Annotated in this window: 11 protein-coding genes and 2 tRNA genes; 9 read left to right on the forward strand and 4 right to left on the reverse strand. The window is 66.3% G+C overall.

The genetic code is table 11. The features are described from left to right. Window positions 1-14: 14 nt before the first annotated feature. From ABD115_RS06765 to clpX, 7 genes are all read left to right on the forward strand, one after another. Entirely contained in the window at window positions 15-821 is an 807-nt protein-coding gene (locus ABD115_RS06765; RefSeq protein ID WP_343959495.1) for an SDR family NAD(P)-dependent oxidoreductase, read from the forward strand. Window positions 822-977: 156 nt separating this feature from the next. Next, window positions 978-1,051: transfer RNA gene (locus ABD115_RS06770), tRNA-Gly, on the forward strand. 457 nt (window positions 1,052-1,508) lie between these two features. Further along, window positions 1,509-1,583 (forward strand) — tRNA-Pro (locus tag ABD115_RS06775). 60 nt (window positions 1,584-1,643) lie between these two features. Then, window positions 1,644-3,191, forward strand: a complete 1,548-nt coding sequence (gene tig, locus ABD115_RS06780; RefSeq protein ID WP_343959497.1) for a trigger factor — start codon at window positions 1,644-1,646, stop codon at window positions 3,189-3,191. A 161-nt stretch (window positions 3,192-3,352) separates the two neighbouring features. Next, entirely contained in the window at window positions 3,353-3,937 is a 585-nt protein-coding gene (locus ABD115_RS06785) for an ATP-dependent Clp protease proteolytic subunit (protein ID WP_343959499.1), read from the forward strand. 18 nt (window positions 3,938-3,955) lie between these two features. Beyond that, the gene (locus ABD115_RS06790) at window positions 3,956-4,597 is read left to right on the forward strand and encodes an ATP-dependent Clp protease proteolytic subunit (RefSeq protein WP_343959501.1); all 642 of its coding nucleotides are present in this window, start codon (window positions 3,956-3,958) and stop codon (window positions 4,595-4,597) included. 121 nt (window positions 4,598-4,718) lie between these two features. Further along, window positions 4,719-5,990: an ATP-dependent Clp protease ATP-binding subunit ClpX gene (clpX, locus tag ABD115_RS06795; protein WP_343959503.1), complete on the forward strand. Its 1,272-nt coding sequence runs from the start codon at window positions 4,719-4,721 to the stop codon at window positions 5,988-5,990. A 286-nt stretch (window positions 5,991-6,276) separates the two neighbouring features. Here the strand turns inward: clpX and ABD115_RS06800 are convergent, their stop codons facing one another. The 3 genes from ABD115_RS06800 to valS all read right to left on the reverse strand — a co-directional run bounded on the left by ABD115_RS06800 (window position 6,277) and on the right by valS (window position 9,851). Then, a complete protein-coding gene (locus tag ABD115_RS06800) occupies window positions 6,277-6,768 on the reverse strand; it encodes a hypothetical protein (protein WP_343959505.1) in 492 nt (163 codons plus the stop codon). A gap of 1 nt (window position 6,769) precedes the next feature. Continuing rightward, entirely contained in the window at window positions 6,770-7,159 is a 390-nt protein-coding gene (locus ABD115_RS06805) for a Fe-S oxidoreductase (RefSeq protein ID WP_343959507.1), read from the reverse strand. A 106-nt stretch (window positions 7,160-7,265) separates the two neighbouring features. Continuing rightward, complete coding sequence (gene valS / locus ABD115_RS06810) at window positions 7,266-9,851, reverse strand: valine--tRNA ligase (protein WP_343959509.1); 2,586 nt, start codon at window positions 9,849-9,851, stop codon at window positions 7,266-7,268. 188 nt (window positions 9,852-10,039) lie between these two features. On the opposite strand from valS, the gene ABD115_RS06815 reads away from it, so the two are divergent. After that, window positions 10,040-10,525, forward strand: a complete 486-nt coding sequence (locus ABD115_RS06815; protein ID WP_343959511.1) for a MarR family winged helix-turn-helix transcriptional regulator — start codon at window positions 10,040-10,042, stop codon at window positions 10,523-10,525. Window positions 10,526-10,602: 77 nt separating this feature from the next. Further along, a complete protein-coding gene (locus ABD115_RS06820) occupies window positions 10,603-11,589 on the forward strand; it encodes a diaminopimelate dehydrogenase (RefSeq protein WP_343959513.1) in 987 nt (328 codons plus the stop codon). Between the two features lie 85 nt (window positions 11,590-11,674). Here the strand turns inward: ABD115_RS06820 and ABD115_RS06825 are convergent, their stop codons facing one another. Beyond that, complete coding sequence (locus ABD115_RS06825) at window positions 11,675-12,586, reverse strand: glycine betaine ABC transporter substrate-binding protein (RefSeq protein ID WP_343959515.1); 912 nt, start codon at window positions 12,584-12,586, stop codon at window positions 11,675-11,677. Between the last annotated feature and the right edge of the window lie 58 nt (window positions 12,587-12,644).

The raw sequence follows: 12,644 nt of genomic DNA on the forward strand, positions 1-12,644 counted from the left end.
ACAAAGGAGTTACGATGAATGATCTCGAGGGAAAGATCGCGATGGTCGTCGGCGCCGGCACCGCCGGCGACGAGATTGGCAACGGGCGCGCGACAGCGCTGCTCATGGCCAGGCACGGCGCGACCGTGGTGTGCGTCGACCGGGATGCTGACTCGGCGCGCCGCACTGCCGAAATGATCGTCGCCGAGGGCGGCACGGCCGAGGGCCTCGGCGCCGACGCGACCGATGAAGCGGCGGTTGCCGCGCTCGTCGCAGACGTCGTGCAACGCTACGGCCGCATCGACGTGCTCGACAACAACGTGGGCATCGGCAAACTCGGCGGCGTCACCGAGCTCGCCGACGAGGAGTGGAACCGTGTGATCGCGGTGAATCTCAAGACCGCGATCAACGCAATGAAGCACGTTATCCCGCACATGGTCGCCGCGGGCGGGGGAGCGATCGTGAACATTTCGTCTGTCGCCGGGCTCAGGTGGGGCGGCGCTGCCTACGCCTCGTATTACGCGACCAAGGCGGCGCTTACGCACCTCAGCCGCACGACCGCGATCGAGTTCGCGCGCGCGGGCGTTCGGGTGAATGCGATCTCGCCCGGGTATATCAAGACCCCGATGGTCGCGAGTATTGCGGGACTCAGCGCGACGTATGGCGCCGCCGACGTTGCGCAAATGTGGGAGGAGCGCGACCGCCAGGTGCCACTCGGCCACATGGGCGAGCCGTGGGATGTGGCCGAGGCAGCGGTGTTTCTCGCGAGCGACCGCGCGAAGTTCATCACGGGCACGGATCTCGTCGTCGACGGCGGCCTGACCGTAAAGTCGGCGGGGTAGCGCCGCCCGCTGCCCACGCGGTGGATCGGCCAGATGCTGTGGGCGGAGCCACCGTGGCGAATCTGACGCGCCCGCGCAGCACTGCGTTCGCACGCCGCGCTCCTCATGCAGTATGCTCATTGAGGCGCACAGCGCTGCAGACCGCTTGGGTGGTCTGGGGATGTAGCTCAATGGTAGAGCCTCAGTCTTCCAAACTGATTACGCGGGTTCGATTCCCGTCATCCCCTCCAAATATTGCGTTCGCCCGTTCGGGGCTTGGAGATTCGTCGCCGGGGAGTTCCACCCGGTGATTCCTGCCACGCAGGTTTCCGCCGCGCAGAATCCCTGCCGCGCTGACCTCCGGTGGCCGGTCTCGTTGCCACGGTGTGGTTCCGTGCCCCCCCCCCCCCCCCTGCGCGACCGGCGCTAGATCGGCGATCAGCCGTCAATAGGTAGTAGTGAGCAGTTTCTGGCAGATTCGCCGTGGATCCGCTATCGACTGCAGCCAGCCGGGGCGGCGCCGACGAGCCCGGCGGAATCTAGCGAGACCACGGCGCGACACACCTGGCGGCGTGATTTTCCCCCCGGAATTCCGCGCGAAAACGCCGATAAACGCCCGCGTTTTCCGCTCAGTGTGCTGAATGGCCGCTGATTGGACTAGGATTGGTCAGGTTGCGCACTCGCGGCGCAACCGCGAGACGAGAGTCTCGGGGCGTAGCTCAGCTTGGCTAGAGCGCCCGCTTTGGGAGCGGGAGGTCGCAGGTTCGAATCCTGTCGCCCCGACAAGGGTCGTTTGGCCCGACACAGGCTGATAGCAGCATGATCCGACGATGAGAGGCCAAATTGCCGAAGACGAAAGCTGAGAAGCTCACACCGACCCGCTCAAAGCTGACCGTTACCGTCACGCAGGATGAGCTCGCACCGTACCTGAAGACCGCGTACAAGTCGATTGCCGAGCAGGTGTCGATTCCCGGCTTCCGTAAGGGTAAGGCCCCCGCGCAGATCATCGACCAGCGCTTCGGTCGCGACGCCGTGATCTCCGAGGCCGTGAACGCCTCGCTCGACGACTTCTACCAGGGCGCGGTCGCAGAAGCTGGCGTTCGCCCGATGGGTCGCCCCTCGGCCGACATCGAGAAGATGCCAGAGGCTGCCGACGCGAAGAGCGAGCTCGTGCTGCTCTTCGAGGTCGAGGTGCGCCCCGAGTTCACCCTGCCCGACTACGCCGGTCTCGAGCTCACCGTTGACGAGGCTGAGATTGACGAGGCGGCTGTCGAGGCAGAGCTCACCAGCCTGCGCGAGCGCTTCGGCACCCTCGTGACTGTTGACCGCCCCGCGAAGACCGGCGACTTTGTCGAGCTCGACCTCACCGCGAAGGTTGACGGCAAGGAAGTTGACCAGGCGAGCGGCGTCTCATACGAGGTCGGCGCGGGCAACCTGCTCGCCGGCACCGACGAGGCCGTCGAGACCCTCACCGCCGGTGAGACCACCAACTTCACCTCGCAGCTGCTCGGCGGCGAGTACGAGGGCCAGGACGCAGAGGTGGAGCTTACGCTCACCGCCGTGAAGGAGCGCGAGCTCCCCGAGGCCGACGACGAGTTCGCTCAGCTCGCAAGCGAGTTCGACACCATCGCCGAGCTGCGCGAGAGCCTAAAGGAGCAGGTCTCGCAGGCTTCGGTCTTCGCGCAGGGCCGCCAGGCACGCGACCTGTTCACCGAGACCCTCATCGAGCAGGCCGAGATTCCGATCTCCGAGGAGCTTGTCGAGGAAGAGGTGCACCGTCACCTCGAGGGCGAAGGCCGCCTCGAAGACGACGAGCACCGCGCAGAGGTTCGCGTTGCGAGCGAGAAGCAGATTCAGATGGAGCTGCTGCTCGACGCAATCGCCGAGCGCGAGAACGTCACCCCGACCCAGGCCGAGCTCTCCGACTACATCTACCAGTCGGCGCAGCAGTACGGCATGGAGCCGACCCAGTTCCTCCAGGCGATCAGCCAGGGCAACCAGCTGCAGGTCATTCTCGGCGAGGTCACTCGCAACAAGGCGCTCGCCGTGGCACTCGGCAAGGCCAAGGTTGTCGACAAGGCCGGCAACGCCGTCGATCTCGGCGCGTTCGTAGCCGTCGACACCGACGACGAGGGTGACGACGCAGCTGAGGGCGCCGACGAGGCCGCCACCGAGGCGCCGAAGAAGGCCCCCGCGAAGAAGACTGCGGCAAAGGCCGACGAGGCTGAGAAGCCCGCCGCAAAGAAGGCTCCAGCCAAGAAGGCAGCGGCGAAGGCCGACGCTGAAGAGGGCGACGCTGACGAAGAGGCGAAGAAGGCCGCTCGTTCGGCAGCAGCCAAGAAGGCCGCCGCAACCCGCGCAGCCAAGAAGGCCGCAGCAGAAGAGAAGTAGTCTCGTCTGACGCATTCGAGGAATCCCCGGCCCCTGTGGCCGGGGATTCTTCGTCTCCAGCGAACATTTCGGGGCGGAAACAACGCCCACGGCGAACACGCCTGCGGAGGCGATTCTCAGTCGATACTCTCGAATCAAGCAACTTACGAATGGAGCGCCGAATGGCTGAACAGTCGCCCGTGAACAGCGTGTTCGACCGCCTGCTGAAAGACCGAATCATCTGGCTCGGGTCTGAGGTGCGCGACGACAACGCAAATGAGATCTGCGCGAAGATCTTGCTCCTCGCGGCAGAGGATCCGGAAGCGGATATTTACCTGTACATCAACTCGCCAGGCGGGTCGATCACCGCGGGTATGGCAATCTACGACACGATGAGCTTCGTTCCCAACGACATCGTCACCGTCGGCATCGGCATGGCGGCATCGATGGGGCAGTTCTTGCTCACAGCAGGCACCAAGGGCAAGCGCTACATCACCCCGAACGCGCGCGTGCTGCTGCACCAGCCCCACGGCGGCTTCGGCGGCACCGCGAGCGACATCCAGACGCAGGCGCAGCTCATCGTCTCGATGAAGAACCGCCTCGCCGAGATCACGGCGAAGCAGACCGGTAAGACCGTCGAGCAGATCAACGAAGACGGCGACCGCGACCGCTGGTTCACCGCCGAAGAGGCCCTCGAATACGGCTTCGTCGACTTCATTCGAGACAGTGCGTCCGAGGTCGTCGGCGGCGGCGGCACGAGCAAGTAGTCGATAGGAAGAGACGAAATGACCAACCTCCAGATGCCAGAGTCCCGCTACGTGCTGCCCACCTTCGAGGAGCGCACCGCGTACGGCTTCAAGCGGCAGGATCCATACGCGAAGCTCTTCGAAGATCGCATCATCTTCCTCGGTGTGCAGGTCGATGACGCGTCTGCCGATGACGTGATGGCCCAGCTCCTCGTGCTCGAAAGCCAGGACCCGGAGCGCGACATCACGATGTACATCAACTCGCCTGGCGGATCGTTCACCGCGATGACCGCTATCTACGACACGATGCAGTACGTGCGGCCCCACATTCAGACGGTCTGCCTTGGGCAGGCGGCCTCGGCAGCAGCCGTGTTGCTCGCCGGCGGTACGCCAGGCAAGCGCCTCGCGCTGCCGAACGCCCGCGTGCTGATTCACCAGCCGTCGAGCGGCCAGGGCGGGCACGGCCAGGCGTCTGACATCGAGATCCAGGCGCGCGAGATTCAGCGCATGCGCGAGTGGCTCGAAGAGACGCTCTCGAAGCACTCGAAGCGCTCGGTCGAGGAGATTCACAAAGACATCGACCGCGACAAGATCTTGAGCGCACAGGAGGCCTTCGAGTACGGCCTCGTCGATCAGGTGCTGACGAGCCGCAAGAACCCGCAGCCCGTCATCAGCCAGTAGTCGGTTGACGATAACGGTGTGATCACAAGCTGACGGCGCGCGGCCCTGATGGGCGGCGCGCCGTCAGTCTTTGTCGGTGGTGCCCACTAGGCTCGAAGCGTAGCCGCGAGGAGGTTTCGGAATGGCGCGTATTGGCGAAAGCAGCGAGGTGCTGAAGTGCTCCTTCTGCGGGAAGTCGCAGAAGCAGGTGGCTCAGCTCATTGCGGGGCCGCAGATTTACATCTGTGACGAGTGCGTTGCGCTCTGCAACGAGATCATTGAAGAGCGGCTCTCTGAGCACCAGCCAGCCGAGCCGAGCGACTTCACGCTGCATAAGCCCCGCGAGATTGCCGGGTTCCTTGACCAGTACGTGATCGGCCAAGACCGCGCGAAGCAATCACTCGCGGTCGCCGTCTACAACCACTACAAGCGGGTGCGCGCCGCAAGCGCCATCACGAGTGCCGAGTTCGCGACCGAGCAGGTCGAGATCGCGAAGTCGAACATCATGATGATCGGGCCGACCGGCTGCGGCAAGACCTACCTCGCGCAGTCGCTCGCCCGCCAGCTCGGGGTGCCGTTCGCCGTCGCCGACGCCACGGCACTCACCGAGGCCGGCTACGTCGGCGAAGATGTCGAGAACATTCTGCTCAAGCTGTTGCAGGCCGCTGACTTTGATGTGCAGCGCGCCGAGATGGGCATCATTTACATCGATGAGATCGACAAGATCACCCGCAAGGCCGAGAACCCCTCGATAACCCGCGACGTGTCGGGGGAGGGTGTGCAGCAGGCCCTGTTGAAGATTCTCGAGGGCACCGTTGCGTCTATTCCGCCGCAGGGTGGCAGGAAGCACCCGAACCAGGAGTTTATACAGCTCGACACGACGAACGTGCTGTTCATCGTCGCCGGGGCGTTCGCCGGGCTCGAAGAGATCATCGCGCAGCGTCAGGGCAAGGGCGGCATTGGCTTTGGCAGCCCCATGGGCGCAAAGCGCGACGACTCGCAGCTGTTCGCCGATGTGCAGCCCGAAGACCTGCACCGCTTCGGCCTGATCCCGGAGTTCATCGGGCGTCTACCCGTGGTCGCCACCGTCGACCCGCTCGACACCGAGGCGCTCAAGCGCATTCTCACCGAGCCGAAGAACGCGCTCGTGAAACAGTTCCAGCGCATGTTCGAGCTCGACGACGTCGAGCTCGAGTTCGAGGATGCCGCGCTGCAAGAGATCGCAAACCTCGCGGTCGCACGAAAGACAGGCGCGCGCGGCCTGCGCTCGATTCTCGAGACCGTGCTCGGGCCCGCGATGTTCGAGGTGCCATCGAACGAGGAGATCTCGCGCGTCGTGGTGACCCGCGAGGCCGTGCTCGAGCTCGAGCAGCCCCTCATGCTCTCTGCCCAGAGCGGCCGCGAAAGCGCCTAGCTCGCGCGGCTATTCCGGGCCCGCCTGAATGCTGCGCCGCCTGGGTGTCGAGGGCGCCCAGGGCCGGTAGGCTGCCGGCTGCGCGCCAACGGGTTCAGCAGAATTCGGGGCAATCGGCGCTCCCAAGGCAGGAGCGAGCCGAATCTGGGCGATCTACGGTAGATCTGCTCGAGTTCTGCAGACCGGCGCGGCGGAGCCAGGCCCGGTGGAACGCTACCCGCTGGAACGCAGCCCGCTGGAACGCAGCCCGGTGGAACGCAGCCCGGCGCGGTGGGGTGCGGGGCTCCTAGCCGACCACCGAGGTGAGATCGTAGCTCAGCAGCATCTCGCCGTCGGTGCCCGGGAGGGTGACAGCACTGACGCTCAGGGTCGGGGAGGTGAGCGTGGCCGCCCGACCGCCGTCGCCGGTTTCAATCTCGTCGCTGACGGTGAACCCGCCACCTGCGACGATCTCGTCCCACAGCGCGGTCGCGGCCGCGGCGTCGGCTGCCCTTAACACGACGAACCAGGTGCCGGCTCCCCGGCTGCCGGCGTCGTCAACAATGGCCTGCTCGGGCACGGCGAAGGCGTCGGGGAAATCGTCGGGCAGTGCCTGCGACTTGGCGTAGGCCTCGTCTGGGTTTTCCTCTGGCCAGCTCCCGCCCTCTGGCTCGACCTTCTCGGTGAGATCGGTGCCGTCTGGCCGCACGGTTCCCGGCTCAGGGGCGCACGCGGCGAGTGGTGCAATGAGCAGCCCGAGCGCGAGCAATGCGCCGGTAGTGCGAAAGTTCGGGGTCATGCTAGCTCAGCCAATCGTCGTCTTCGTCGGCGGCATCGGTTCCGATGCCCGCTACGGCCACGCTACCGTCTCTCCCGCTGCCGGTGCCAGACGAATCGTGTGTGTCGCGCGCGCCCGGAATCGGCTGAGCGACGACCTCGCCGCTCGCCGAGAGCCGCAGATCGGCGAGCACGTCGCCGGCGGCGCCGATGAGCTCGACCCTCGGCCGCCCCTCGAGCCAGGTCAGCGTCCACGACCCGGCCCCGCCCGCGGCAGCGCCGCCCGCGGCGGCACCACTACCCGCGTTGCCCTCGAACGCCTCGCGCTCGGCCGCCGCGATAGCGCCGTGCAGCGCCTCGGGCACCGCGGGGTGCGGGGGCTGCGAGGTCTGCCAACGAGATCCGAGCTGCATGTTGAATTCCTTTGTTTGTGCTGCGCGTGACCAAAACGAAGAGTCCGCGAGCGACGAGGTGAGGCGCCGGGGGAGTGCCCGGCGCCTCAGCGGCAGCGCAGGCCGCCTATTCCGCGCTTTCGACAGTGATCTCGGCGACCCGCACCTCGGCGGTATCGGCGGCCTCGATGCGCAACTCGGCGATGCGGCCGACATCTGCGAGGTCGCTCGCGGCGAGCCGCAGGCGGTCGGCATCGGCCTCGGGGGCCTGCACCACCGCGAGGGTGACCGCCGTGCGCTGCGACACCTTCGCATCGGTCTTGGCCCCGCGTACGCCGATGAGCGCACTGCCCACGAGCGCGAGCAGCCCGGCGTCTGCCTCCGCGCCAACGAACTCATCGAGCTCAGCAGTCGCGGGCCATGCCGCCGTGTGCACGGAGCCCTCGCCGAACCACGACCAGACCTCCTCGGTCGCGTATGGCAGGAACGGCGCCAGCAGGCGCACGTAGACGGAGAGTGCGGCGCGCAGCGTCGTGACAGCAGAGGCCTGCGCCTGCCCGGTGCCGCCGTGCGCGCGCTCCTTGACGAGCTCGAGGTAGTCGTCGCAGAACGTCCAGAACGACGACTCGGTGATCTCGAGTGCTCGCGCGTGGTCGTAGGCCTCGAAGGCGCGCGTCGCGTCGGCGATCACGTCGGCGAGCCCGGCGAGCATCGAGCGGTCGAGCGGCTCTGACACTGTGCCTGCGGCGCTCGCGTCGAACGACAGCGTGAACTTTGCCGCGTTCAGAAGCTTGATGGCGAGCCTTCGGCCAATCTTGATCTGCGTCGGGTTCTGCGGGTCGAACGACGCGTCGGTGCCGAGCTTTGCCGATGCCGCCCAGTAGCGCACGGCGTCTGAGCCGTGCTGCTCGAGCATGCCCGCTGGTGTGACGACGTTGCCCTTCGACTTCGACATCTTCTTGCGATCGGGGTCGAGGATCCACCCGGAAATGCCGGCGTGGCGCCACGGCAGCGTGCCCGACTCGAGCTCCGAGCGCAGGAGCGTCGAGAACAGCCAGGTGCGAATGATGTCTTGCCCCTGCGGGCGCAGGTCGAAGGGGTAAACGAGGCCGTAGAGCTCCTCGTCGCGCTCCCAGCCGCCCGCGAGCTGCGGGGTGAGCGAGGAGGTCGCCCACGTGTCCATCACGTCGACCTCGCCCTGGAAGCCGCCGGCAACGCCGCGCTGCTCGGCGGTGTAGCCGGCCGGCACGTCGCTCGACGGGTCAACTGGGAGCTGATCAGCGCTCGGCACGATGGGCTCGTCGAAGACGGGGTTGCCGTCTGCGTCGAGCGGGTACCAGACGGGAATCGGCACACCGAAGAAGCGCTGGCGCGAGATCAGCCAGTCGCCCGACAGGCCCTCAACCCAGTTCTCGTAGCGCACGCGCATGAAGTCGGGGTGCCACTCGAGCTCCTTGCCGTGCGCGAGCAGGCGCTCGCGCAGCCCCTCGTCGCGCGCGCCGTTCTTGATGTACCACTGGCGGGTCGACACGATTTCGAGCGGCTTGTCGCCCTTCTCGAAGAACTTCACGGCGTGGTTGATCTTGCGAATTTCGCCGGTGAGCTCACCCGAGGCCTGCAGCAGCTCGACCATGGTCTGCTTCGCGCTGAACACGGTCTTGCCGGCGATCTGCGCAAAGGCGGCAAGCCCGGCCTCGCTCGTGATCGCAGCTGGTGCCTCGGAGATGATGCGACCGTCGAAGCCGAGAATCGCCCGGTTGGGCAGGTCGAGCTCGCGCCACCACACGACGTCGGTGACGTCGCCGAAGGTGCAGATCATCGCGATGCCGGTGCCCTTGTCTTGCTGCGCGAGGTGGTGTGCGAGCACGGGCACCTCGACGCCGAAGATCGGAGTGGTGACAGTGGAGCCAAACAGCGGCTTGAATCGCTCGTCGTCGGGGTGTGCGACCAGCGCGACGCAGGCCGCGAGCAGCTCGGGTCGCGTCGTGTCGATGAGGATGTCGTCGCCGCCGTCGGTGCGGTGGAATGAGAGCGTGTGGTAGGCGCTCGGCTGCTCGCGATCCTCGAGCTCGGCCTGCGCGACCGCTGTGCGGAACGTGACGTCCCAGAGCGTCGGCGCCTGGGCCTGGTAGGCCTCGCCCCGCTCGATGTTGCGCAGGAACGCGAGCTGCGATGCGCGCAGCGACTCCCTGCCGATCGTGCGGTAGCTCTGCTTCCAGTCGACCGAGAGGCCGAGCGTGCGCCAGAGTGCCTCGAACTGCTTCTCGTCTTCGACAGTGAGTTCTTCGCACAGGTCGATGAAGTTGCGGCGCGAAATCGCGACCTGGTCGCCGGGCTTAATTGTCTTGCCGCTCGTGCCGTCGTGCGGTGGCACGAAGTCGGGGTCGAACGGCAGCGACGGGTCGCAGCGCACGCCGTAGTAGTTCTGCACGCGGCGCTCGGTTGGCAGGCCGTTGTCGTCCCACCCCATCGGATAGAACACGCGCTTGCCGTTCATGCGCTTGTAGCGGGCGACGGTGTCGGTGTGCGTGTACGAAAACACGTGGCCGACGTGGAGCGACCCCGAAGCCGTCGGCGGGGGAGTGTCAATGCTGTACACGTCGTCGCGGGTGGCGCCCTTGCGGTCAAACGCGTAGGTGCCCGTCTCTTCCCAGACCGCCCCCCACTTCGACTCGAGTCCCTCTAGTGCCGGCTTGTCGGGGATGGCGCTCATAGCGTGGGCTCCGTTTTCTCGACGCTCGCGCGCATTACGGCGTGCAGGTCGGGTTCGATGTGGACGGCACCGCGTAAGCGAGTCGATCGGAGATCGGCTCTGGTGCCTGAAGGTGTTTCGCAAAAGTCTACCGGCATCCACCGAAAAGAACGTAGATGTATTGTGCGCAACCTATATATACTGGCCGCATGGGCACCGGCGCGCGGCAGATCGAACTGGGAATGCTTGGGGCATTCGCCACGGTCGCCCGCCAGTGGGGTGCGACTCCGCTCGCCGGGCGAATCGCCGAGAGCGCCGGCCTCGCGATCGAAGACAGCGAGATTCGCCTCATCTACGTGCTCGGCGCTCGCACAACGCAGCTGAGCCCGGCAGACGTCGCAGCCCAACTCGGCGTCACGCGGCCTGCCCTCTCGAAGTCGCTCTCCCGGTTGCGCGCAGCCAACCTCATCGAGAGCGCGGTCTCGGTAGAAGACAGGCGCTCCGTGTACGTGTCGCTCACCGAAGCTGGCAGGGCGGCCTACGTCACGCTCGTCGGGGTGGGGCTCGATCTTGTCAGCGCCGCGAGCGACGGGCTCTCGCAGGCCGATCTCGCGCTCATTCACAGCTTTCTCGCGAGGTTTGCGTCGGGACTCGGCGGCCCCGACCCGGTCGAATTTCCCGAGCACGCCCGGTAACACTGCGTCACCCAAGCCGCGCGGCATCTAGCATAGAGAGGCTGCGGTGCCCAGCTGCCGCAGCGGGAGGAAGAACTATGACAGACCGCATTCGCGTTGGCATTGTTGGCTACGGAAACCTCGGCCGCGGCGTAGAGACTTCAATCGGGTTGAACCCCGACCTCGAACTCGTCGGCGTGTTCAGCCGGCGCGACCCCTTGAGCGTCGAAACCGCGCGGCCAGAGACTCCGGTGTTCGCGCTTTCCGAGCTCGACGGCCTCACCGATGCGATCGACGTGCTCATTCTCTGCGGCGGTTCGCGCAGCGATCTGCCCGTGCAAACCCCCGAGCTCGCGGCCAAGTTCACGCTCGTTGACAGCTTCGACACGCACGCCAAGATTCCCGAGCACTTCGCAGCCGTTGACGCCGCGGCGAGCGCCGGCGGCACTGTTGCGGTCATCTCCACGGGTTGGGACCCGGGCCTGTTCTCGCTGAACAGGCTCTTCGGCGAGGCGATTCTGCCGCAGGGCAACACCTACACCTTCTGGGGGCGCGGCCTGAGCCAGGGGCACTCAGACGCGCTGCGCCGCATTCCAGGTGTCGCGGGGGCCGTGCAGTACACGCTGCCCTCTGAGCGCGCGATCGAGCGGGTGCGCGCGGGCGAGAACCCGGAGCTTACGACGCGGGAGCAGCACGACCGCGAGTGCTTCGTCGTGCTCGAAGAGGGGGCGGATCCCGAGGCGATTCGCGAGACCATCGTGACGATGCCCGACTACTTCGAACCGTACAACACGACGGTGCACTTCATTTCGGCCGAGGAGCTCGCGCGCGATCACGCGGGCATGCCGCACGGCGGCTTCGTGATTCGCTCCGGCGAGTCTTCGCCAGGTGTGACCCAGACGATCGAGTACCGCCTCGCGCTCGACTCGAACCCGGAGTTCACGTCGAGCGTGCTCGTCGCATACGCCCGCGCGGCAGCGCGGCTTGCTGCCAGTGGCACGACCGGCGCGCTCACCCCCTTCGATGTCGCGCCAGGGCTGCTTTCGCCAAAGCCGGCGGAGCAACTGCGGGCAGAGCTGCTCTAAGCAGACAGCAGCCGCGCTCGACCAAGGCAGGGGTGGGGCCCAATCGCGTGGATTGGGCCCCACCCCTGCTTAGCGGTCGGCTCGACTACGCGATGAGCCCGTCGTAGGCGTCAGCGTTGTCCTTGAGCCACGCGTCGACGGCGCCCTCGGGGTTCTTCTTGTACTCGTCGCCCGTAACCAGGCCCTCGAGCGCCGCGTACGCCGCGTCGTCGAGCTTGATCTTCGCAATGTACTCGGCCGCCTCGGGGAACTCCTCCGCGAAGCCCTTGGTGCCAAGGAAGTGGAGGGTCTCGGGCTTGCCCATCGCGCCCTTCGGGTCCTCGAGATCCTTCACCGGGTACGCGTCGTTCGCCCAGAAGGGGCGCCACAGCGTGACGACGACGTCCTCCTGCTTGTCGATCTTGTCGCCGAGCGTCGCGAGCATCGCGGCGGTCGACGAGGTGACGAGCTTGTACTCGCCGTCGAGGCCGTACTCGGGCATCATCGTGTCCTGAGTCTGGGCGGTGAGACCAGCACCGGGCTCGATGCCGATGATCTCGCCACCGAAGCGGTCGGCGCTGCCCTTGAGGTCTTCGATCGAGTTCACGTCGGTCATGTAGTCAGGCACGGCGATCGTGAGCACAGCGCCGTCGTAGTACCCGCCGAGGTCTTCGATCTTGTCACCGTACTTATCCATGTAGTCGGCGTGAGTGACCTCGGGCCACGCCGAGGGGTACATGTCGAAGTCGCCGCCGGCCAGGCCGGCGTAGAGTACCCCTGCCTCATTGAGCTCTGTCATTTCGACGGTGTAGCCAAGCTTGCCAAGCTGATCTTCGAGCAGGTAGGCCGTGCTCAGCCCATCGGTCCAGCCGGGAAGGTACCCGAGGGTGATCGTGCCCTTGCTGTCGCCGGTGTCGCCGCCTTCTGCCGCGCCCGGCCCGCCAGCCGAGCAGCCCGCAAGTGCGAGGCTTGCTGCGGCCGCGAGTCCGACGATTCCTGTGAGGTGTCGCTTGTTCATGTGTTCCTTTCGTCCGCACCTGCGGTGCGGGTTGGGGTGGGTCAGTGAAGACTGTGTG

Origin of the sequence: Leucobacter albus (genome assembly GCF_039528015.1) — a bacterium.
GTDB lineage: Bacteria > Actinomycetota > Actinomycetes > Actinomycetales > Microbacteriaceae > Leucobacter > Leucobacter albus.

Excerpts from the sequence above, each read along its gene's own strand:
- ABD115_RS06765 (WP_343959495.1), top strand. The coding sequence starts at position 15 with ATGAATGATCTCGAGGGAAAGATCGCGATGGTCGTCGGCGCCGGCACC.
- ABD115_RS06785 (WP_343959499.1), top strand. The coding sequence starts at position 3,353 with ATGGCTGAACAGTCGCCCGTGAACAGCGTGTTCGACCGCCTGCTGAAA.
- ABD115_RS06805 (WP_343959507.1), bottom strand. The coding sequence starts at position 7,159 with ATGCAGCTCGGATCTCGTTGGCAGACCTCGCAGCCCCCGCACCCCGCG.
- clpX (WP_343959503.1), top strand. The coding sequence starts at position 4,719 with ATGGCGCGTATTGGCGAAAGCAGCGAGGTGCTGAAGTGCTCCTTCTGC.
- valS (WP_343959509.1), bottom strand. The coding sequence starts at position 9,851 with ATGAGCGCCATCCCCGACAAGCCGGCACTAGAGGGACTCGAGTCGAAG.
- ABD115_RS06790 (WP_343959501.1), top strand. The coding sequence starts at position 3,956 with ATGACCAACCTCCAGATGCCAGAGTCCCGCTACGTGCTGCCCACCTTC.
- ABD115_RS06820 (WP_343959513.1), top strand. The coding sequence starts at position 10,603 with ATGACAGACCGCATTCGCGTTGGCATTGTTGGCTACGGAAACCTCGGC.
- ABD115_RS06800 (WP_343959505.1), bottom strand. The coding sequence starts at position 6,768 with ATGACCCCGAACTTTCGCACTACCGGCGCATTGCTCGCGCTCGGGCTG.
- ABD115_RS06815 (WP_343959511.1), top strand. The coding sequence starts at position 10,040 with ATGGGCACCGGCGCGCGGCAGATCGAACTGGGAATGCTTGGGGCATTC.
- ABD115_RS06825 (WP_343959515.1), bottom strand. The coding sequence starts at position 12,586 with ATGAACAAGCGACACCTCACAGGAATCGTCGGACTCGCGGCCGCAGCA.